This is a genomic window from Lactimicrobium sp. (genome assembly GCF_036453465.1).
Lineage (GTDB): Bacteria > Bacillota_I > Bacilli_A > Erysipelotrichales > Erysipelotrichaceae > Bulleidia.
The window spans coordinates 13,603-32,873 of record NZ_JAZHUW010000001.1; the positions used below are offsets into that span (position 1 = coordinate 13,603).

Consider the following 19,271-nt stretch of genomic DNA (forward strand, 5'->3'; position numbering starts at 1 on the left):
AGCTCCAGCCTTCCTGGTTGCCATTCTCTGCATACGAAAAGAATTTGCCAGATTCACTGACAGCCAGAAAGAGACTATCTGTAAAACAGTCATGGAAATGATCCGGATTCATGATAATCTGAACGCATGTGTACCTGAGGTATGCCTTGTATGCGGTTCAGAGCGCATATGTTTTTATCGCCGCGATATTCATGGCAGGAAGCACAGATCTGCATGGATACACTTAAGCTGGTTCCCATCAGGAAGACTGCAGAACGGGCTGATGTCTCTGTTAAGTGTGACTTCAACAATCGTCATACGTTTCTCAGTCTTCTGGAAGAGATTCTCGGGAAAGAAAAGGAACTGATGGCAGGAACAACACAATGGTTTCATTGCCATATCACCGGGGAATCTTTAAAGGAGCAGCATTTATTCAGGATCAATGCGTCCTATTAAAGCATTCATACCCATGTGGGTGAATTAAGCATTTTGCTTTTCACTATTGAGAAATGGCTGACTTTTATACATCAACTCTTTCATTTAATTCATTTATCATTTAAAGTATTTCTGAAAAGAGTATAGAGGGATCTGTATGTCAGTCAGCAGGTACAAAAACGGTGATATCTGTAACCACTGATTTATTATGCAAATGTATGATTTTGCTGATTTATCAGGTTTTGAGCTGCTTCTGCTTATTGTACACTTCCTGAGGAAAAAAGCCGAAATAGCTATGTTAATAATGCTCTCTTTTTCGGTAAGCTCGACATGCGTAATACACAGGTAGCGCTGTCAAAGCTCATCAGAGAGTGTGTCGTTTGTTGTGGATTCTATCTGTTTCCTACAGTACGACTTCGTATCTTACAGCAACGCGCTTTTATGTCCAATCAGATGTAACCAGAGGGAAAGGAGCATATTCTCCATCATGGTCACGAAGTTTTTAAACCAGAATATTCTGCTTTCGATGAGTCTTGTTTTTGCTGGTATCTTCAGTGGATGCCAGAAGAAAGATGATGCGGCAGTGCATGTAAAAGGCTGTCAGTTTATTATTCCGCATGGCGATCACTATGATATCGGTACCGAACTTCATCTGGATCAGCCAATGAACAGGCATACCGGAAGTATGCAGATTGAAGACCAGAAATTTCTGGACATGGTCACCATTATTGACAACGCAGACGAATCACTAGATGATACAGATCTTTGTCCCGCTGAAGGGTATACAGCAAGCACAGCCAAGGAACAGATATCTGTAAAGATTCCGGATGATAAAGTGGATGATGTCAAAGCTATCATGAAAGAGTATCAATATAAGATTGCATATGACAGCAGTGACGGCTATCCGGGTTTCTCTTATACTATGACACTTCCGCTGATTGACAAAACGGAATAACAGACAGATATGAATTACCTGCAGCAATTTCCCTGTATGTATTCAGTTGTATTTTGGACAGACAGCTATGTGAACTTGCATTCCGTCTGTGCTTGTTGCTTTGAACTCGTCTGATACGGATGCAGCAGAAATAGTGATAAGACGGGCAGCAGAGGAAAGAAAAAGCGTCTCCTGATTCTTTCATTACTGTCTTGCTTGCGTCCATGATCGGAATGCAAGCCAATACAATGCAATAGATCTGTTGCACTGCGTTTTGCAATTTAGAAACTATCAGGAAAATATTATAGAAATGATGAGACCATAAAGATAGATTGATTGTGACAACATCTATAATTTGTGATTTGGTAAAATGAAACTTCTCAAGGTCGATGTATAAGACTGTTTGAACTTACAAGCAAATACAGAAATATTAGATAAAATAAGTGCAAAAATGAATAATAGTACAAAATAAGATTCTGCTGATCGCTGTACTTGTTTCATTGGGACTGAATGTTTTTCTTGGCATAAAGCTCTATCAGAACAGGACAACGAGATCAGATGTTGAGATCAGCTATGATGCGATCAATCCTGTGGACTTTCAGCAGGGGAAGAATGTGATTCTTGCTCAGGGAACCTCACAGTATCCCCATGATGCACTGAGCTACTTTTTGCTGGTTGACAATGAAGGGCAGATTGAGAAGATCTATTGTCTTGATGGGCAGTATGGTGCGATTGCGTTCAATGATCAGACAGGTGAAGTGGTTGTGCTTGGAGAGAAAAATGTGCTGAGAATTGGGACGTCTGTGGCGCAGAAACAGGATGTCAATCCACAGTTTCTTTCGCAGCAACGCAGTGACATCTATTTTAGCAGGAACCGTATCTATGTGAATCCGCAGCCGGTGAAGGATGAGAGGCTTGGCTTTACGCCGAAGCTAGGCTATGCAGGATTTGTGGATCTTTCTTCTCTTGGTACCGATCTGCATATGATGCCGGTTGGTGTTGTGATTGTTTCGGGAAAATAGATAATTGTAACAATATGGCAGCAGGGGATTTGAAGTGATCTCCTTATCGGGTGCAAGAGCTTGACAGTTTAAGAGGATATAGGATTAGTATAAACTAATTTCTTGCATATGAAAAAGACGCATTGTCATGATGCGTCTTTTCAATGGTGTTACTGATTGTTAGCAGTTTCCTCTTTTTCCGTCTTTTCTTCAGTTTCTGCCTTTTCAGTTTCTGCTGTTTCGCTGTTTTCTTCTGTCCTGGCAGGTTCAACAGGATCTTCTTTGCCTGCGTTGCTTCCGGCAGCTTTCAGCATCAGCTCAGTTACCTTGCGGGTATAAGCAACCGGATCATCAACCGGCAGACCCTGGATTAACATTGCCTGATCATACAGGACACCGGCATAGTCTTTCAGCTGTGCCTTATCATTCTTGTAGGCATCCTGCAGAACTTTGAAGATCGGATGGTCAGGATTGATCTCCAGAATCTTTTCAGCCTTGATATGCTGGTTCATCGGATCCTGGGACATATACTTCTCCATCTCCAGGGAAACACCTTCATCAGAAACAATGATCACCGGATCATCCTTCAGACGGGAAGAAATACGGACTTCCTTGACCTTGCCATCCAGGTCATCCTTAATGGCAGTAAGCATATCCTTGTTCTTTTCAGCAGTTTCTTCCTTGGCTTTCTTTTCTTCTTCTGTATCCAGATCCAGATCACCCTTGGAAATATTCTGGAAAGGCTTGTCAGCATAGGACTGCATGATGCCGGAGAAGAACTCATCACGCTCATCCAGGAAGTAGAGAACTTCATAACCCTTGTCAATGACCTTGGCAAAGATCGGTGAACGCTTGATCTCTTCGATGGAACTGCCGCAGGCATAATAGATCGCCTTCTGCTCCTTTGGCATTCTGTCTGTATATTCCTTCAGAGTGACATACTTGTCTTCCTTGCTGGACTTGAACAGAATCAGATCCTGCAGCTTCTCTTTGTTTACGCCATAGTCACGATAAACACCATACTTCAGATTCAAACCGAAGTTGTCAAAGAACTTCTCATAGCCTGCTCTGTCATTTTTGAGCATTTCTTCCAGGGCATTGTGCACCTTGGTTTCAATGGACTTGGCAATGGCCTTGACCTGACGGTCCTGCTGCAGCATCTCTCTTGAAATGTTCAGATTCAGATCATCACTGTCCACCAGTCCTCTGACAAAGCGGTAATACTCCGGCACCAGATCCTTGCACTTATCCAGGATGAACACACCCTTGGAATACAGCTGCAGGCCTGGTTCATAATCCGAGTAATAGAAGTTGTACGGTGTCTTGGAAGGAATGAACAGCAGGGCAGTGTAGGACACATTGCCTTCGACATGATAGTGAATGACTTTCTGCGGATCTTCCCAGTCACCGAACTTTGCCTTGTAGAATTCATTGTATTCTTCCGGCTTGATCTCATTCTTGTTCTTCTTCCACAGCGGCACCATGGAATTCAGTGTCTGTACTTCTGTGGTTGTGATCGTCTTATCCTTATCGGTTGGATCCGGAATGCTCTTTTCACACTCCATCTCGATCGGATAGCGGACATAGTCACTGTACTTCTTCACAAGATCACGGATCTTGTATTCCTGCAGATAGTCTGAATATTTCTCATCATCGGTATCATCTTTCAGATCCAGGGTGATTCTGGTACCCACACCATCCTTTTCAATCTTGGAGATGACATAGCCATCTTCACCAGAGGAACTCCAGGAATACGCCTGGTCACTGTGCACACTCTTTGTTTCGACAAGCACATGCTTGGCAACCATGAAGGCAGAATAGAAACCAACACCGAACTGGCCGATGATGTTAGTATCCTCATCTGCTTTTTCCATGGCCTGACGGAACTCTGCAGAACCGGATCTGGCAATGGTGCCAAGATTCTTCTCCAGTTCCTCATCTGTCATACCAACGCCATTGTCCTCAATGACAAGCTGACGGGTATCCGGATGGCGCTCAATCACAATCTTGAGATCCTTTGCATCATCAGGATGATCATGATCCGTCAATGATAAATAGTGGCGCTTGTCCAGCGCATCACTGGCATTGGAAATCAATTCACGCAGGAAGATTTCCTTATTCGTGTAAATGGAATTGATCATCAATTCCAACAGTCTCTTGGATTCGGCTTTAAACTGTCTTTTTGCCATCGTTACACACCTCCATTTAGCACTCTTGCTTTTAAACTGCTAATGTATATTAGCACTCCTGTATGGTGATTGCAAACGGTATCTGACAGTATGCAAAAGGTGTAGTTCCATTTATAATGGCAACATAGTGAACAGACAATCAATTGCGGAGGTATAGAAATGTCTAGCAAAGATCATGGACAGGATAACAGCAGAAAACAGGAAGAAAGCCTGCACAGGGTGAATCTCAATATGAGAAAGCTGCGGATCCAGGCAGGAATGACACAGCGCGAGCTTGGTGAGAAGATCGGCCTTGACCACCGCAGCATTTCTGCCTATGAAAACGGGCATTATGAACCGGGTGCCTCAGTCATCATCAAATACTGTGATGTATTTCACACCACCCCGGATGAACTGCTTGGCTATCACTCCCATGAAGAGAATGCCGGATGGCATCTCAGCGAAGAAGAAGTCAAGATGATCATGGCATACCGCCGGCGGCCGGAGTATGTACAGACATCTGTGAAAACACTCTGCCTGCACGGCATGAAATATCTGAGTGAAGAAGAGGATATCCGTCAGGATATGGAGTGGGTGGAAAACCGCAAACGGCAGATGAAGATCCAGAAAAATATGGAAAAGTGGGCCAGAAATGCGAAAAAAGCAAGTGATCTGAAAGGGAAGGAATGAACCGGCAGACAGTGATGATAGAAAACACGGCCTGTTTGTACTAAAATAGTCGTATGAGAGAAATTGAAGCCGGTCAGCTTGTGCCGCTGATCCGTGATGCCTGCGGCCGCATGAATGTCCATTATCAGCCTGATGTAAAGGCTGCCCTGCAGCAGGCCAGAAAGAAGGAAACCGGCATTTCCGGCCAGGTGATGGATATCCTGCTGGAAAATGCGGATATTGCTGCCAAAGAACATCTTCCCATCTGTCAGGATACAGGCCTTGTGACGGCATATGTCACCTTGGGCCAGGATGTTCATATCAACGGACCGCTTGCTGCAAACATCCAGCGCGGTGTGGCAGAAGGCTACACCAGGAATTACCTGCGTGCTTCGGCAGTCAGTGATCCACTGTTTGACCGTCATAATTCCGGTGATAATACACCGGCCATCATCTATACGAATATTGTTGAAGGAGATACTTTTACCATTGATCTGATGGCAAAGGGATTTGGCTCTGAGAATATGTCCGCTTTAAAGATGCTCAAACCTGCTGAAGGACTGGATGGTGTCAGAAAGTTTGTGCTGGATACGATTGCCAAGGCCGGTCCCAATGCCTGTCCGCCCATGGTTGTCGGCGTTGGCATCGGCGGTACCTTTGACTACAGTGCTTATCTTGCCAAGAAGGCACTGCTGCGGCCGCTTTCTCAAAGCAATCCGGATCCCCGCTATGCCAAGCTCGAAGACAGCCTGCTGAACGAGGCCAACAAGCTTGATATCGGCCCCATGGGCCTGCATGGCCATACCACTGTGCTGAAAGTACAGACCGAGTATTATCCAACTCATATTGCCGGCCTGCCATGTGCAGTGAATATCTGCTGCCATGTCTGCCGCCATGAAAGGATCGTACTGTGATGAAAAAAATCCAACTGCCGCTGAAAGAGGAAGATATTGAAAGCCTGCATGCCGGGGATGGCGTCCTGCTGTCCGGGGTTATCTATACAGCCAGAGATGCGGCGCATAAGCGCATGGCACAGCTGATCAAAGAAGGTAAGCCGCTGCCTTTTGATCTAAAGGGCAGTGTGATCTACTATGTCGGGCCGACACCATCAGATGGCATTCATCTGATCGGCTCAGCCGGACCAACCACCTCATCCCGTATGGATGCCTATACTCCGGAACTGCTGGACCTGGGACTGAAGGCGATGATCGGCAAAGGACGCCGCAGTAAAGAAGTCAAAGAAGCCATTGTCCGCAATCAGGCGGTCTATTTCATTGCCGTCGGCGGTGCCGGTGCCCTGATGTCACACTGCATCACGTCCTGTGAAACGATTGCGTTTGACGATCTGCTCTCGGAAGCCATCCGCAAACTGACAGTAAAGGATATGCCGTGTTTTGTCGGCATCGATGCCAGAGGCAATGATATTTATGATCAGAAAGGAAGTCAGTTATGAGTGATTTATACGAAGAATCCCTGCAGCTGCATGCAAAGTATCATGGCAAACTGAAAGTGGAGCCAAAGGTTCCCTGTCAGAATGCCCATGATCTTTCCATTGCCTATACACCAGGTGTTGCCCAGCCATGCCTGGAAATCCAGAAGAATCCTGAAAACAGCTATAAGTATACAGACCGCGGCAACACGGTAGCGGTTGTTTCAGATGGTACGGCGGTGCTTGGCCTTGGTGATATCGGGGCTGAGGCAGCCCTGCCGGTCATGGAAGGCAAGGCATTGTTAATGAAGCGCTTTGCCGGTATTGACGGCTGGCCGATCTGCCTGGATACCAAGGATCCGCAGGAAATTATCAAGATTGTCAAAGCCCTGGAGCCAAGCTTTGGGGCAATCTGCCTGGAAGATATCTCTGCACCGCGCTGTGTTACCATTGAGCGCACATTGATCCAGCAGATGCATATTCCGGTCTTCCATGATGACCAGCATGGCACTGCCATTGTGGTTCTGGCAGCGTTGATCAATGCTCTGAAGCTGCGCCATGAAAAGCCGGAGAATATGAAGGTTGTCATCAGCGGCACCGGTGCCGCGGGATCCAGCATCATCCGCATGCTGTACCACTATGGCTTCCATCACATCTATGCCTTTGATATCAATGGCTGCCTGCGGCCGAGCCACAAAGATGAATACGATGATCTGCGCCAGGAACTGCTGCAGTATGTCAACCTGGATGGCAGAGATTACCAGAGCCTTGCGGAAGGTCTGAAAGATGCCGATATCTTCATCGGTGTATCTGCACCGCGTCTGGTTACCAAAGAGATGGTAGCTTCCATGCATGAAAAGAACATCGTCTTCCCGATGGCAAATCCGGAACCGGAAATTACCTACCAGGAAGCCAAAGAGGCCGGGGCATGGATTGTGGGAACAGGCAGGAGTGACAATCCCAATCAGGTAAACAATCTGCTTGCCTTCCCGGGTCTGTTCCGCGGTGCCCTGGATGCCCATGCGACCAGAATCACTGAAGATATGAAGATCGCCGCTTCCATGGCCATTGCTTCACTGATTGATGAGAAGGATCTCAGCACAGATCACATTATTGCATCGCCATTTGATGAGAGGGTTGTACCGGCAGTTGCCAAAGCAGTTGCCGAGGAGGCAGTCCGCTCTGGCTTTGTACGTTCATAAATAAGAATAAACAGGGGTGGGGAACACATGACACAAGCGCAGGACAGTGATTACCGAAGTTGGCTGACATCCATTCGTATTTCAGGACGGCTGTATCTGCTGGAAAAAGCAGAAATACAGCGGATTGAAAAAGAACATCCGGAATTCAAGGATATGTCGTTTTCACCAGAGCTGATCAAGATCGGCGTAGCCGATGAAACCGGCAGGGGAGAGCTGGAACTGTATCAGTATCTGCTGGAAGATGTGGCAAGGGTAGACCATGTCTTTACCGCTGCCGAGAATCTGTGCGGATCATCCGCAAAACAGATTCTCTGGCATCACTTTGTAGAAATGGATACCCAGGAAGATCTTGCCAGCCGTCTCAGTATTTCCAGAAGGCAGCTGCAGTATGCAATGAACAAATGGATGAAGAAGGTATATGACGATGGACAATGAGTGCACGGATCAGTATACATTTGCCTATTTCAAAAAGGCATGCCGCGGCTATTTTGATGACCTTGGCAGACTGCAGCGGCTGCAGCTGCGCCGCAGCCATCTGATCCACAATGCCGAAGGCGTACATTCCGTTGATCTGAGTAAGGTGATGGGGGCGGACAATCATCAGCCATCCTCTGATCCGCGGCTGGAAATCATGCACCAGAAAGATCTGGTTGAGGAAGAAATCCAGCAGGTGCTGGATCGGATTCAGTATATTATTACCGTATTGGAAAATATACCGGATCCTGGCTGCCGGGGACTGCTGTGGCGTGCCTATGTTCAGCGCAAACCGGTGAATCTGATGGCATCCCATCTGTCTCTGTCAACTGACTATGTTCTGAAACTGTTGAAGGAAGAAGTCAGAGCCAGTCTGAAAAAGATGCAGAACCATGATGCACTGCAGCAGCGCAATGCTGTTGTTTCCGGCAGAGAAAAAGAAAAGCCAGAAGAAATCAGCCTGTGAGCTTTCACAGTTGTTCTTCCGGCTGTTTCTGATAGATACGTATGACAAACTGGGCAGTAAGAGGGAACGATCCCGCCTGCACCAGTTTTTCTTTGCCTCTGGCACCGGTCCGGTAGGCATAGGGTGTCATGGCAAACAATGCCTGCATCAGATCCGCAGAAACGCAGAACGTATCTGAAATCATCTTCTGATCGATCAATGCAAGTGAAGTATCCAGCGGCTTGATGATATTGCGGTAGGGATGATCATACAGAACCTGTTTCATCTCAATCAGATGGTCCGGTCCCGGTGTGACAAAGACAAAATGCCCGCCCGGCACAAGCAGACGTTCCACTTCTTCTCTGGCAAAAGGGGCAAAACAGGTCAGTATCATATCGGCACACTGATCCGCAAAGGGCAGATCAAAGATCGAAGAAAGAAGATATTGGGTTGATGCATCCTGCTTTGCAGCATGTTTCAAGGCATCCTTGGATAGATCAATGCCATACTTTTCTTTCACCGGTATTTTCTGTGTATAGTAGCCTTCCCCACAGGCAAGATCGAGAAATGTATGCGGATGATACTGCTGCACTTCTTTGACAAGCGCATCCCGCAGAAAGCCATAGGCACCGCTGTTTAAAAAGGCACTTCTTGCCTGAATCATTTCCTTATTGTCACCATGAGCTTTCTTCTGCGAAAGAAACAGGTTCAGATAGCCGCTGGAGGCATAGTCAAAGCTATGGCCATTATGACAGACGGCCTGATGATCCTGATGCATAAGCGGCATATGGCAGATCGGACATAGAATTTGCATGGCTCTATTGTAACAAAATCAGACCAGCAGAAAAGGAAAGAATATTGACTGGGAGTCAGTCATGTGCTATATAACTGGCAGGAGGTATCCATGAAAGATAGTAAGAATACAGAAGAAAGAAAACAGGAATTCGTGGATGCGGCGGAAAAGCTGTTCAAGGAGAACGGCATCATGGACACAACGGTCAATAACATCGTAAAAGAGCTAGATGTGGCCAAGGGACTGTTCTACTACTACTTCAAATCAAAGGATGATGTGATTGATGCCATCAGTCAGAAATACAATGAGGCATTCAACCAGTCCATGATGAAGGATATGAGCAGTACTGACTGGAAGCAGCAGGTGGATCAGTTCATTGACAACTGCATTCAGTCCTTTGCGGATATGGACGCAAAGCTGAAGGGCAAGCGGGATGATGTGGATCTTTCTGCTTTGAGCAGCCGCAGTGTTCATGAGGCAAAACAGGCCAGTTCAGCGGCATTGAAGAAGCTGCTGGAAGAAGGAAACCGCATCAAGAAGACAGCCATCTGCAATGCCGATTATTATGCCGATCTGATCACCGGCGGGATTGCCTATATGGTATCCAAGGGTGATAAGGATGCAGAGAAAATCAAAGAGATTGTGTGGGATCTGATTAACAGATCCGGAAAGGATGAAAACAATGAGTGATTTTGACAAGCAGTTTAATGATTTCGCAGATATGGTCGCAAAGTATATCAACGACGGTGCAAAGAAGGTAAAGGATGTGGCTGACTTCCAGGCAAAGAAGATGAAGCTGCAGTCTGAGATCGGTCAGAACCAGCGTGATATTACCAAGGCCTATACAAAGCTTGGCCAGGCATACTATGAGGCAAAGGAAAACAATGCCCAGATGTCTGATGTAGAAGATGTCATGGAACTGATCCGCTCCAAGAAGAAGCTTGTGGACATGCTGCAGGAAAAGCTGGATGCCATGAAAAGCAGTGAAGAAGAGTAAAGAATAAACACCAGAAAATCAATAGAAAAAGACACCGGAATGCTTATTTATCATCCTGGTGTCTTTCTTTGTAGGAATATACACATCCACAGTAATCCTGATGATACAGGTTGTACTGTGAGACGATCTCATCCCGGCGGACCTGGCCGCCTTTTTTCTTGAAATCTGAAACAAAGTAGTGGATATCCGGATAGTCCTTTGCCAGTTCGAGGCCGATCTGGTTCAATACCTGGCTGTCTTTCTGGCGGGAAATCGTCATCACCGTCGTAAACCAGGTAAAACCATGTTCATGGGCATAGTGGAAACCTTCTTTCATCCTGGCACGGTAACAGCCAAAGCAGCGCTTCCAGCCCTCCGGATCATCTGCCCGTGAAGAGAGAATTTCCCTGGTATATGTCTGATTGTCATACGGCGGCACAACAACCCTGACATCCTCCATGCCAAGCAATGGCAGCAGCCTTTCCAACTCCTTTTCCCGCCGTGTATATTCACTGGCAGGGTAGATGTTGGAATTGTTATACAGAATCGTGATGTCAAAATAATCATGCAGAAATTCCAGCGGCCAGCCGGCACATGGCCCGCAGCATGCATGCATCAGCAGCTTTGGCTTTGTGCCGGATGCCTTCACCTGTTTCAGCTCATCCAGTGATTTCAGATACCAGTTGGTACGATTGGATGATTTCCGGCTGGCCAGATAAGCACGGTATTCTTCTTTTTCCTGTTCATTCATGGGTTAAGAACATGCAGTCTCCAAACGAGAAGAAACGGTACTTTTCGTCTACGGCATGCTTGTATGCCTTCATGACAAGATCATAGCCGGCCAGGGCACAGATCATCATGATCAGCGTGCTCTTGGGCAGATGGAAGTTTGTTAACATGCCATCGATTGTATGATACTGATAGCCCGGATAGATGAACAGCCTTGTCTCCATTGTGCACTCATGGAAGCAGCCATACTTATTCCAGACTGACTCCAGTGTACGTACGGAAGTTGTACCGATGGCAATGATTCTTCTGCCCTCGGCCTTTGCCTGATTCAGCGTATCCGCAGCCTCTTTGGACATATAGCATACCTCGGCATGCATCTGATGTTCCTTGACATTCTCTGTATCCATCGGACGGAAGGTGCCAAGGCCTACATGCAGCGTGACATCCACAATGGTGACGCCTTTCTCACGCAGCTTTGCAAAGATTTCCGGTGTAAAATGCAGGCCTGCCGTTGGTGCTGCAGCACTTCCTTCCACTTTGGAATACACAGTCTGATAGCGCTCCGGGTCATTCAGCTTTTCATGAATATACGGGGGCAGGGGTACCTCACCAAGCTGATCCAGAATCTCATTAAAGATGCCATCATAGATCATCTTGAACTTGCGCAGGCCTTTATCTTCTACCTCAACACACTTTGCCTTCAGCCTGCCATCATGGAACGAGACAACCGTGCCTAATTTCACAACATGGGCATTGCCAACCAGGCACTCCCAGATATCATCTTCCATCTGTCTCAATAACAGCAGTTCCACATGGGCTCCTGTTTCTTCCTTGGTGCCGTATAGACGGGCTGGGATGACACGTGTATTGTTGCGGACCAGAACATCACCCTTATGGAAGTAGGACACAATGTCATAGAAATGCTTGTCTTCCAGCTCACCGCTGTTCATATGCACAACCATCATCCGGCTTGCCTTGCGGTCCTTTAACGGTGTCTGCGCAATCAGCTCCTTCGGCAGATCATAATCAAAATCACTTGTTTTCAGATTGTTGATATCCATGTATTAAAACCCTCTTTCATCAAACTTCATGTTTGCCAGCGTTTCCCGTTTGAAATCATCATAGCGGTCTTCTTTAATCGCCTGGCGCACCTCTTCCATCAGCTTTAACAGGAAGCGCGTGTTATGGATCGACAGCAGGCGGGTGCCAAAGCCTTCCTTTGTCCGGGTCAGATGATGCAGATAGGCCCGTGAATAATTTCGGCATGTATAGCAGTCACACTGCGGATCCAGCGTTGCAAAATCATCTCTGTACTGCGGCCGGCTGATATTGATGCGGCCCTGGCTTGTCATCAGGGTGCCATGGCGGGCAATGCGGGTAGGCAGCACACAGTCACACATATCAATGTTCAGCGATACTGCTTCCAGCAGGTCATTGACCGCACCGACACCCATCAGATAGCGCGGCTTGTCAAACGGCAGCTTTTCCTGGGACCACTTTACCATCCTGTACATGGTCGTCTTGTCTTCGCCAACAGATGTACCGCCGATGGCATAGCCGTCAAAATCCATCTCGACAAGCTTTTCAGCACAGTAATCACGCAGATCTTCATAATCACCGCCCTGTACAATGCCAAACAAAGCCTGCTCATCAGGACGCTGGTTGGCATCCTTGCCGCGCTTGGCCCAGCGCAGGGTGCGCTCCATGGACTTCTTTGCATATTCATAGGTAGCAGGATAGGGGATGCACTCATCAAAGGACATCATGATATCTGCACCGATGCAGTTCTGGATATGAATTGATTTCTCCGGAGAAAGAAACAGCTTGTCGCCATTGCGGGGATTGCGGAAGGAAACGCCTTCTTCCTCGATCTTGCGCAGCTTTGACAAAGAAAATACCTGAAACCCGCCGGAGTCTGTCAACATCGGGCCATGGTAGTTCATGAACTTCTGCACACCGCCGGCTTTTACCAGAATGTCTTCACCCGGCTGCAGCCACAGATGATAGGTGTTGGCAAGCACAACCCCAGCGCCCATGTCATACAGCTCTTCCGGGGAAATGAATTTTACGGTTGCCTGGGTGCCTACCGGCATGAACATCGGTGTTTCCACATCACCATGCGGTGTATGAAGAATGCCGGTGCGTGCCCCCGACTGCCGGCATATATGTGTGATTTCAAACTCAACTGGTCTCATAACTCCTCATTTCTGCCTGTCTAGTATAGCAGATACGCGAAAAAAATCAGTGCATGGGAGTGCACAGCCCGGTGTATAATCAGGGAAGTATGAAGTCTCAGTATATCAAAATCAGAAATGTACCCGAAGAAGTCCGCCGCAATGCGGCATCCATCCGGGTCAAGCCATGGTGGCTGCTGTTTGTATTTCTTGCCATTGGCATTGCTTTGCTGATATGGAAACCATATATGTTCGGCATTGCACTGCCAATGGTCATTCTGACCGTATTTGCCATTACCGTCATGCCGGACCGGATTCTGGTGCAGTTTGCCAGTGAGTATATGCTGATGTACAACCACAGCGACCGCACGGAATGCACGATGATTTATTATGATGAAATTGTATCCTGGCACTATGAGTACCACCGTTCGTGTGATCAGCTGGTGGTAGAGCTGGTCAACGGGAACAGTGAAAGTGTTGAGATGTTTTCCCGGATACGGATCCGCAATATGATGAATCTGTATGCACCTGGCAAAGAGATGAAGCGTTCATCGGGAAGGAGAAAGGCATGAAGAAAGACATTGCGGCTGTAGATCCACAGGCTGTACAGGCCTGTAAGAAACAGATGCTGAAAGAAAGAGAATATGATGAGCTTTCGATGATCTTTGAGATGTTTTCAGACAGTACGCGTCTGAAGATCATGAGTGTTCTGTTTACAAATGAACTGTGTGTTTCCGATCTTTCTGCACTTCTGGAAATGAGCCAGAGTGCTGTTTCCCATCAGCTTGGCTCCCTCAAGAAGACCAAGCTTGTCACTTCCCGCAAGGCCGGCAAGAATGTGTATTACCGCATGGCTGATGAACACATTCAGAATATTTACAAGATGGCACTGGACCATATCCGCGAATGAAGATCGCTGCAATTGACTTTGAAACGGCCAACCAGGCAAGTGCATCCGTATGCTCAGTCGGTGTTTCCATCATGGAAGACGGTGCCTGTGAAGAAAGCTATTACACATTGATCCAGCCGGAAAGCAATGTCTCTTACTTCTCAAAATGGAATGTCAGAATTCATGGCATTCATCCCCAGGATGTCAAAGATGCACCAACCTTTGATGTGATCTATCCTGAACTGATGCACCAGCTGGATGGTGCCCTGGTCACCGCCCACAATGCCCGCTTTGACATGAAATGTCTCAAGGATACGTGTCTCAATACCGGCAGGCCCATCCCGGTGCTTTCCTACTTTGACACAGTAGAACTCAGCCGCCGGGTATTCCCGCAATTGACGCATCATGGTCTTGGTGATATGTGTGACTATCTTCATATCGAACTGAATCACCACAATGCCTTGTCTGACAGTTATGGCTGCCTGATGATTGTTGCCTCCGTCATGAACATGACCGGCATTTTTGACATTGAGGAACTGCTCAAGGTCTGCCATACAAGAATCTATGAACTCTGAGAAAAAAGACGCATCCTATCTGATTGTCTATCAGGATCTGCGTGACAAGATCATCAGCGGGGCCTATCCGCTGCATCACTTTCTGCCATCCAAGCGCACCTGTGCCTTGCAGTACAATGTTTCTTTGATCACCATTGAACATGCCATGCGGCTGCTGGATGAAGAGGGTTATATTACGCCCAGGCCAAGGCGCGGCTATGAAGTCATCTATCAGTCCGGTGATCTTTTCAATGTTCCTGTAACAATCACAGAACCAGTGCTGGAAAGAAAGCGGGAAGACTATACAAAGCTGTTTCCTTATCCTCAGCTGGCATCTACGATGCGCCATGTGCTCAGTGAATATCAGGAAGAAATTCTGGAACGTAGTGAGGGCAGCGGCTGCTTGATCCTGCGTCAGGCCATCGCAGCCTATCTTTCCAGAAGCAGGGATATGCATGTGTCACCGGATCAGATCATCATCGCAGCCGGCAGTGAATCTGCCTATGCCCTGATTGTACAGATGCTTTCAAGAAAGCAGATCTATGGCATCGAAGATCCCGGCTATGCCAGAATCAAGCGCATTTATGAAAACGAAGGTGTCAGAGTGGACAGGCTGAAAATGGGGCCAAACGGCATTCAGACAAGTGAGCTGCAGCGCACCCATGCCCATATTCTGCATGTCACACCGGTTTCATCCTATCCAACCGGTGTCAGTGCCGATGCCGGCAAACGCCAGGAATATCTCAAATGGGCTAAAGAGAGACAGGGCATCCTGATCGAAGATGACTATGCAAGTGAATTTGCGGCATCCTCACCAATTCAGAAAACGCTGTTTGCCATGGAACCGGAAAGCAGTGTGATTTATCTCAACAGCTTTACCCGTACCATTGCTCCCTCATTCCGGATTTCCTATATGATTCTGCCTGCAAGACGAAAAGAAGAGCTGCTTGGAAAGATTGCGGATCTTTCCTGCAATGTTTCAACGTTTGATCAGCTTACTGTTGCCCAGCTGCTGAACAACGGCGGTTTTGAGCGTCATCTGAACAGAGTGAAACGCCAGCAGAGAATGCAAAAACATATGAAAAGTTTTCAAAAATAATGAATGTGTTTACATCGTGAAAGATTTTAGTATAATTAGTACGTATATGTGAGGTAGCAGTAATGGCAGATTATGAAAATAATGCTTTCTTCTGGCAGAAAGTAGATACTCTCTTTTTGTCGGGAAAACTTGTCTTATCAAAGAAAAAAGGGGAAGTTCACGATACATTCCGCAATCTTGTTTATCCAACCGATTATGGTCATCTTGGCGATACAAAGAGTACGACGGATGAAGGTGTATCCGTCTATGCCGGCAGCGGGGACCGCAGTCAGATCACGGCACTTGTTGTGGCAGCTGACATTTTAACCAAAGAGCTGGATGTCAAGATGCTCATTGGATGCACGGAAGAGGAAGTGATGGCGGTGCTGCGGTTTCTGAATCAGACCGACTTCCAGAAGACAGTGCTGATCCGCCGCTCCAATGTCATCCCGTCCTGGGGCGTTTCGGATAATTGACAATCAGACTGTGAAGGTGTTCCTTCACAGTTTTTTTATGCCTGTCAGCGCCAGAAAACATGATGGCAATGCAGTGCACTGACCGCTGCCATGTCATACCAGGCTGGCCGGCTGAGCAGGGCAGTATTGTTCTTAAACCACAGAATCACGGCAAACGGTATGGTCATCTGGATCAGGATCATCACCGGTGTATACAGCTTCCCGCAGATTTTTCCCATCAGCTGGTACATGGTTCCATCAAGCGGTTTGCTGATAAACATCAGATTGGAACCTTTCCTCTGATTTAAAATCAAGGCAAGTATACAGAAGAACAGTACATACATTGCATAATAACGGAAATCAGATGATTTCAGAGAGACAAGCCCGCTGCGGTTCATCAGGATGCCAAGATAGGTCATACAGCCATGATACAGAAAACTGTGTATGCTAAGGAAATGAAAAGCAGGAAATGACATCAGTGATGTTGCTGGGTACATCAGAAAGACAATGCCGCCGCACAAACCTCCGGTACAGAGAAATACATCACCGATATGCTGCAGCGTTCCTTTTGCAAAGGCACTCAGAATACCGGCAAACAGGGTAATACTGCAGAAATACAAAGGAACCCATGTGTTGAGCTGCCGGCCATAGCCATAATAGAAACGCCAGCCGATCTTGATGATTTCCAATGTACAAAGCATGACAATTATGGCTTTGATCAAAGACCGGATTTTTGTATAGGACCACTGCAGGGTATGTTTCAAACCACAATAAATACAGAAAACAGTAACGATGATCAGCACAAAATATCCTTTCGATGGAATACCGGCAGCAGGGTATACCCCTTCATCCGCAAAGAATCGTGCCAGAACATCGCGCAGTATCTTTTTCATGTCATTACACCTGTCCTTTCTGCCTCTTCTTACCTGATTCTAGTATTCCTTTTCATGAAGGAGACATAACAGAAATCAAACTGTGTATAGGACAGTTTTTACCGCTTGTATAAAAAAGACTGTGAGAAAATGTTCTCATAATCTTCTTTTCAAGAACAGATTTCCTGCATGCAAAGGTCTGTTCGCAGATGGTATGTCATATCATGCAGGCCGTGAGAAAAGAAACATATCGTTTTATACCAGAGCATGACAATAAAGGGCAGAATCATCTGAACAAACATCGTGACACGAGAATATATTATGTGGAAAAACATCCCATTGGTTGATATGGAAACTTTAAGAAAATAGTAACTATATAATACAAAAAAATAATTATATAGGAATCAAATTTCAAATAAAAGCCTTCTTTATAAATAATAATAATTTACAATGTAACAAAATAGGATAGAAAGGAATAATCATCAGGAAGATTGCAATTGATCAAACAGGAATATATATGATCTGATAATTTTATTTGACCTGAAATCCTTTTTATCAGAAGGAGGAAGAAATGATTCTTAAAAAGGCAATTCCAAGTCTGCTTGCTTTAGCAATGATCTTTTCTCTATGCACCACAAAGATTGAAGCGAAAGAACTACCACAACAGGATACTCCCATTACAGAAGTTGAAGAATCAGAGATAGCAATGAGTGGAGCAGTTGCCACTGCACTGCTCTGGGTTCTTACATACTATCCACAAATTTATAATGTTGTTGTTAATTACGTTAATAGAGCTGCCTGGGCACCTGGTGTATCGCCAATAAAATTGGCAAATGCGATTTACCGATATGCCAAAACTGGCGTCTGGAGCTTCTGATGTTAGAACAGATTTTGGATTTTATCAGCTTTTTCATCATCTATAAAGCAGATGAAAATCTTTCAAAGGGAAGAAAGAAAAAGGCCATGCTTTTGATAATATTATTCGTTGTGTTTTTTCTTGCTATGATAGGATTATTCTGGCTGCTTGATACGCTGAATCTTCAGGAATTTTAACTAAGACTAAGGATTAGAAATGTTATCCTGCATATGTATTTTGACAGGCAAAAAGAAAATGACTGCGGCAAGATCCACAGTCATATCTCATCAATTTATTTGATCGGTTCACCGACAAAGTTCCGGCAGAAATCAGCCTCAGTATGATGGATGATCCACTTTACAGCATCTTTCTCTGCTTTTTCATACAGATCCATGAAGGATTCTGTATGGACTTCCTGTGGTGCATAGACAGGATGCCATACTTCGTGTGCTTCATTCAATGCCGTTGGTTTCTTGTCGTCACTGAGCATCATGCCGCTGACCATCTTTGGTGCCTTGATCAAAGACTCTACGTAGGAAGCCAGATGATATTTGAACTTTGATGGCTTGAGATAGCGGGTCATGCGGTGTACATCCCTGATGTCATCCATCAGCTGTTTCACAGTCAGATCAATGCCAAAGACATTTTTGATCATGCTCTGATACATCAGGGCAAGCTTTTCCGTATCTTCCTGAGAAAGCTGCAGATATTTGTAAACATCGTAATCTTTCCAGCTTCTGCCTTTCAAAGAAAGAATGTAGACATCAAATTCACCTTCGATGCGGAAATGAATTTCACTTTCTGTTCTGCCTGTCCGCATGCTTTCATGATGTGCATAGGCATTGATCAGAGGATGCTCATTCTGATCCAGGGCATAGTGGCAGAGATACCCGTCAAAATAGGACCGCAGGGCTGGATCACGATGGGCATAATTCTCAAAAAAGGACAGGACTTCCCGGATCTTTTCATCGTGCATTTTGCCGCCAATCGGTGCAAGGGTGCCAGGCAGAATGGAAAAACGGGAGAAAAACAGCATATCCGGACCCTGAGATCCCATGTAATACATAGGCATGTCCGTGATTTCCTGCTTCTGTGCTTCCGGCAGGGCACGGAATACATCTTTGGCAAATTCTACATGCGTTGTTGCGGCTGGCATGAA

At 46.2% G+C, this 19,271-nt stretch carries 25 protein-coding genes; 18 read left to right on the top strand and 7 right to left on the bottom strand.

Translation table 11 applies throughout. From position 1 onward, the window contains the following. Positions 1 to 213: 213 nt before the first annotated feature. The 3 genes from SOI44_RS00070 to SOI44_RS00080 all read left to right on the top strand — a co-directional run bounded on the left by SOI44_RS00070 (position 214) and on the right by SOI44_RS00080 (position 2,370). Positions 214 to 435 (top strand): hypothetical protein, encoded by a 222-nt coding sequence (locus SOI44_RS00070; protein WP_331347208.1) that lies wholly within the window; start codon positions 214 to 216, stop codon positions 433 to 435. Positions 436 to 901: 466 nt separating this feature from the next. Continuing rightward, entirely contained in the window at positions 902 to 1,369 is a 468-nt protein-coding gene (locus tag SOI44_RS00075) for a hypothetical protein (RefSeq protein ID WP_331347209.1), read from the top strand. Positions 1,370 to 1,938: 569 nt separating this feature from the next. Continuing rightward, the gene (locus SOI44_RS00080) at positions 1,939 to 2,370 is read left to right on the top strand and encodes a hypothetical protein (protein ID WP_331347210.1); all 432 of its coding nucleotides are present in this window, start codon (positions 1,939 to 1,941) and stop codon (positions 2,368 to 2,370) included. 149 nt (positions 2,371 to 2,519) lie between these two features. Here SOI44_RS00080 and htpG read toward each other — a convergent pair whose 3' ends face one another. Continuing rightward, positions 2,520 to 4,538, bottom strand: coding sequence for a molecular chaperone HtpG (gene htpG / locus SOI44_RS00085; protein ID WP_331347211.1), 2,019 nt, complete (start codon positions 4,536 to 4,538; stop codon positions 2,520 to 2,522). Positions 4,539 to 4,697: 159 nt separating this feature from the next. Between htpG and SOI44_RS00090 the strand changes: the two genes are divergently transcribed. From SOI44_RS00090 to SOI44_RS00115, 6 genes are read left to right on the top strand one after another with little or no spacing between them, the layout of a single operon-like run. Beyond that, positions 4,698 to 5,207, top strand: coding sequence for a helix-turn-helix domain-containing protein (locus SOI44_RS00090; RefSeq protein ID WP_331347212.1), 510 nt, complete (start codon positions 4,698 to 4,700; stop codon positions 5,205 to 5,207). A gap of 53 nt (positions 5,208 to 5,260) precedes the next feature. Then, on the top strand, positions 5,261 to 6,100 hold the full coding sequence (locus SOI44_RS00095; protein WP_331347213.1) for a fumarate hydratase: 840 nt from the start codon (positions 5,261 to 5,263) through the stop codon (positions 6,098 to 6,100). Further along, positions 6,100 to 6,639 carry a Fe-S-containing hydro-lyase gene (locus tag SOI44_RS00100; protein ID WP_331347214.1) on the top strand — a complete coding sequence of 180 codons (540 nt, stop codon included), beginning with the start codon at positions 6,100 to 6,102 and terminating at the stop codon, positions 6,637 to 6,639. Before SOI44_RS00095 ends, SOI44_RS00100 begins: the two co-directional genes overlap by 1 nt. Beyond that, a complete protein-coding gene (locus tag SOI44_RS00105; protein ID WP_331347215.1) occupies positions 6,636 to 7,817 on the top strand; it encodes an NAD(P)-dependent malic enzyme in 1,182 nt (393 codons plus the stop codon). Before SOI44_RS00100 ends, SOI44_RS00105 begins: the two co-directional genes overlap by 4 nt. Before the next feature lie 27 nt (positions 7,818 to 7,844). Further along, the gene (locus SOI44_RS00110; protein WP_331347216.1) at positions 7,845 to 8,252 is read left to right on the top strand and encodes a hypothetical protein; all 408 of its coding nucleotides are present in this window, start codon (positions 7,845 to 7,847) and stop codon (positions 8,250 to 8,252) included. After that, positions 8,242 to 8,757, top strand: coding sequence for a hypothetical protein (locus SOI44_RS00115; protein ID WP_331347217.1), 516 nt, complete (start codon positions 8,242 to 8,244; stop codon positions 8,755 to 8,757). Before SOI44_RS00110 ends, SOI44_RS00115 begins: the two co-directional genes overlap by 11 nt. Before the next feature lie 4 nt (positions 8,758 to 8,761). On the opposite strand, the gene SOI44_RS00120 is transcribed toward SOI44_RS00115, so the two are convergent. Further along, positions 8,762 to 9,550, bottom strand: a complete 789-nt coding sequence (locus SOI44_RS00120; RefSeq protein ID WP_331347218.1) for a putative RNA methyltransferase — start codon at positions 9,548 to 9,550, stop codon at positions 8,762 to 8,764. 90 nt (positions 9,551 to 9,640) lie between these two features. Between SOI44_RS00120 and SOI44_RS00125 the strand changes: the two genes are divergently transcribed. Together SOI44_RS00125 and SOI44_RS00130 are read left to right on the top strand one after the other, a co-directional pair. After that, complete coding sequence (locus SOI44_RS00125; RefSeq protein WP_331347219.1) at positions 9,641 to 10,219, top strand: TetR/AcrR family transcriptional regulator; 579 nt, start codon at positions 9,641 to 9,643, stop codon at positions 10,217 to 10,219. Next, positions 10,212 to 10,526 carry a hypothetical protein gene (locus tag SOI44_RS00130; RefSeq protein ID WP_331347220.1) on the top strand — a complete coding sequence of 105 codons (315 nt, stop codon included), beginning with the start codon at positions 10,212 to 10,214 and terminating at the stop codon, positions 10,524 to 10,526. Before SOI44_RS00125 ends, SOI44_RS00130 begins: the two co-directional genes overlap by 8 nt. 43 nt (positions 10,527 to 10,569) lie before the next feature. Here the strand turns inward: SOI44_RS00130 and SOI44_RS00135 are convergent, their stop codons facing one another. The 3 genes from SOI44_RS00135 to tgt are packed head-to-tail and all read right to left on the bottom strand — an operon-like array spanning position 10,570 to position 13,429. Then, positions 10,570 to 11,256: an epoxyqueuosine reductase QueH gene (locus SOI44_RS00135; protein WP_331347221.1), complete on the bottom strand. Its 687-nt coding sequence runs from the start codon at positions 11,254 to 11,256 to the stop codon at positions 10,570 to 10,572. After that, complete coding sequence (gene queA, locus SOI44_RS00140) at positions 11,249 to 12,280, bottom strand: tRNA preQ1(34) S-adenosylmethionine ribosyltransferase-isomerase QueA (RefSeq protein ID WP_442914571.1); 1,032 nt, start codon at positions 12,278 to 12,280, stop codon at positions 11,249 to 11,251. Before queA ends, SOI44_RS00135 begins: the two co-directional genes overlap by 8 nt. Before the next feature lie 18 nt (positions 12,281 to 12,298). After that, a complete protein-coding gene (gene tgt / locus SOI44_RS00145; protein ID WP_331347223.1) occupies positions 12,299 to 13,429 on the bottom strand; it encodes a tRNA guanosine(34) transglycosylase Tgt in 1,131 nt (376 codons plus the stop codon). 89 nt (positions 13,430 to 13,518) lie between these two features. Between tgt and SOI44_RS00150 the strand changes: the two genes are divergently transcribed. From SOI44_RS00150 to SOI44_RS00170, 5 genes are all read left to right on the top strand, one after another. After that, complete coding sequence (locus tag SOI44_RS00150; protein ID WP_331347224.1) at positions 13,519 to 13,980, top strand: hypothetical protein; 462 nt, start codon at positions 13,519 to 13,521, stop codon at positions 13,978 to 13,980. Further along, complete coding sequence (locus SOI44_RS00155; RefSeq protein WP_331347225.1) at positions 13,977 to 14,318, top strand: ArsR/SmtB family transcription factor; 342 nt, start codon at positions 13,977 to 13,979, stop codon at positions 14,316 to 14,318. Before SOI44_RS00150 ends, SOI44_RS00155 begins: the two co-directional genes overlap by 4 nt. After that, positions 14,315 to 14,872, top strand: a complete 558-nt coding sequence (locus SOI44_RS00160) for a 3'-5' exonuclease (protein ID WP_331347226.1) — start codon at positions 14,315 to 14,317, stop codon at positions 14,870 to 14,872. Before SOI44_RS00155 ends, SOI44_RS00160 begins: the two co-directional genes overlap by 4 nt. Beyond that, on the top strand, positions 14,862 to 15,950 hold the full coding sequence (gene pdxR / locus SOI44_RS00165; RefSeq protein ID WP_331347227.1) for a MocR-like pyridoxine biosynthesis transcription factor PdxR: 1,089 nt from the start codon (positions 14,862 to 14,864) through the stop codon (positions 15,948 to 15,950). The genes SOI44_RS00160 and pdxR overlap by 11 nt, the downstream gene beginning before the upstream one ends. A gap of 62 nt (positions 15,951 to 16,012) precedes the next feature. Continuing rightward, the gene (locus SOI44_RS00170; RefSeq protein WP_331347228.1) at positions 16,013 to 16,405 is read left to right on the top strand and encodes an Inorganic pyrophosphatase; all 393 of its coding nucleotides are present in this window, start codon (positions 16,013 to 16,015) and stop codon (positions 16,403 to 16,405) included. A gap of 44 nt (positions 16,406 to 16,449) precedes the next feature. Here SOI44_RS00170 and SOI44_RS00175 read toward each other — a convergent pair whose 3' ends face one another. Next, positions 16,450 to 17,277, bottom strand: a complete 828-nt coding sequence (locus SOI44_RS00175) for a YwaF family protein (protein ID WP_331347229.1) — start codon at positions 17,275 to 17,277, stop codon at positions 16,450 to 16,452. A gap of 550 nt (positions 17,278 to 17,827) precedes the next feature. Between SOI44_RS00175 and SOI44_RS00180 the strand changes: the two genes are divergently transcribed. Both SOI44_RS00180 and SOI44_RS00185 read left to right on the top strand, forming a co-directional pair. Further along, on the top strand, positions 17,828 to 18,133 hold the full coding sequence (locus SOI44_RS00180) for a hypothetical protein (protein ID WP_331347230.1): 306 nt from the start codon (positions 17,828 to 17,830) through the stop codon (positions 18,131 to 18,133). After that, a complete protein-coding gene (locus SOI44_RS00185; RefSeq protein WP_331347231.1) occupies positions 18,133 to 18,309 on the top strand; it encodes a hypothetical protein in 177 nt (58 codons plus the stop codon). The genes SOI44_RS00180 and SOI44_RS00185 overlap by 1 nt, the downstream gene beginning before the upstream one ends. Positions 18,310 to 18,404: 95 nt before the next feature. Here the strand turns inward: SOI44_RS00185 and SOI44_RS00190 are convergent, their stop codons facing one another. Then, complete coding sequence (locus SOI44_RS00190; RefSeq protein WP_331347232.1) at positions 18,405 to 19,268, bottom strand: zinc dependent phospholipase C family protein; 864 nt, start codon at positions 19,266 to 19,268, stop codon at positions 18,405 to 18,407. Positions 19,269 to 19,271: the final 3 nt, after the last annotated feature.

Bases quoted from the DNA above. Each gene is read 5' to 3' on its own strand.
- SOI44_RS00070 (WP_331347208.1), top strand. From the start codon at position 214: ATGGATACACTTAAGCTGGTTCCCATCAGGAAGACTGCAGAACGGGCT.
- SOI44_RS00075 (WP_331347209.1), top strand. From the start codon at position 902: ATGGTCACGAAGTTTTTAAACCAGAATATTCTGCTTTCGATGAGTCTT.
- htpG (WP_331347211.1), bottom strand. From the start codon at position 4,538: ATGGCAAAAAGACAGTTTAAAGCCGAATCCAAGAGACTGTTGGAATTG.
- SOI44_RS00090 (WP_331347212.1), top strand. From the start codon at position 4,698: ATGTCTAGCAAAGATCATGGACAGGATAACAGCAGAAAACAGGAAGAA.
- SOI44_RS00095 (WP_331347213.1), top strand. From the start codon at position 5,261: ATGAGAGAAATTGAAGCCGGTCAGCTTGTGCCGCTGATCCGTGATGCC.
- SOI44_RS00100 (WP_331347214.1), top strand. From the start codon at position 6,100: ATGAAAAAAATCCAACTGCCGCTGAAAGAGGAAGATATTGAAAGCCTG.
- SOI44_RS00105 (WP_331347215.1), top strand. From the start codon at position 6,636: ATGAGTGATTTATACGAAGAATCCCTGCAGCTGCATGCAAAGTATCAT.
- SOI44_RS00110 (WP_331347216.1), top strand. From the start codon at position 7,845: ATGACACAAGCGCAGGACAGTGATTACCGAAGTTGGCTGACATCCATT.
- SOI44_RS00115 (WP_331347217.1), top strand. From the start codon at position 8,242: ATGGACAATGAGTGCACGGATCAGTATACATTTGCCTATTTCAAAAAG.
- SOI44_RS00120 (WP_331347218.1), bottom strand. From the start codon at position 9,550: ATGCAAATTCTATGTCCGATCTGCCATATGCCGCTTATGCATCAGGAT.
- SOI44_RS00125 (WP_331347219.1), top strand. From the start codon at position 9,641: ATGAAAGATAGTAAGAATACAGAAGAAAGAAAACAGGAATTCGTGGAT.
- SOI44_RS00130 (WP_331347220.1), top strand. From the start codon at position 10,212: ATGAGTGATTTTGACAAGCAGTTTAATGATTTCGCAGATATGGTCGCA.
- SOI44_RS00135 (WP_331347221.1), bottom strand. From the start codon at position 11,256: ATGAATGAACAGGAAAAAGAAGAATACCGTGCTTATCTGGCCAGCCGG.
- tgt (WP_331347223.1), bottom strand. From the start codon at position 13,429: ATGAGACCAGTTGAGTTTGAAATCACACATATATGCCGGCAGTCGGGG.
- SOI44_RS00150 (WP_331347224.1), top strand. From the start codon at position 13,519: ATGAAGTCTCAGTATATCAAAATCAGAAATGTACCCGAAGAAGTCCGC.
- SOI44_RS00155 (WP_331347225.1), top strand. From the start codon at position 13,977: ATGAAGAAAGACATTGCGGCTGTAGATCCACAGGCTGTACAGGCCTGT.
- SOI44_RS00160 (WP_331347226.1), top strand. From the start codon at position 14,315: ATGAAGATCGCTGCAATTGACTTTGAAACGGCCAACCAGGCAAGTGCA.
- pdxR (WP_331347227.1), top strand. From the start codon at position 14,862: ATGAACTCTGAGAAAAAAGACGCATCCTATCTGATTGTCTATCAGGAT.
- SOI44_RS00170 (WP_331347228.1), top strand. From the start codon at position 16,013: ATGGCAGATTATGAAAATAATGCTTTCTTCTGGCAGAAAGTAGATACT.
- SOI44_RS00175 (WP_331347229.1), bottom strand. From the start codon at position 17,277: ATGAAAAAGATACTGCGCGATGTTCTGGCACGATTCTTTGCGGATGAA.
- SOI44_RS00180 (WP_331347230.1), top strand. From the start codon at position 17,828: ATGATTCTTAAAAAGGCAATTCCAAGTCTGCTTGCTTTAGCAATGATC.
- SOI44_RS00185 (WP_331347231.1), top strand. From the start codon at position 18,133: ATGTTAGAACAGATTTTGGATTTTATCAGCTTTTTCATCATCTATAAA.
- SOI44_RS00190 (WP_331347232.1), bottom strand. From the start codon at position 19,268: ATGCCAGCCGCAACAACGCATGTAGAATTTGCCAAAGATGTATTCCGT.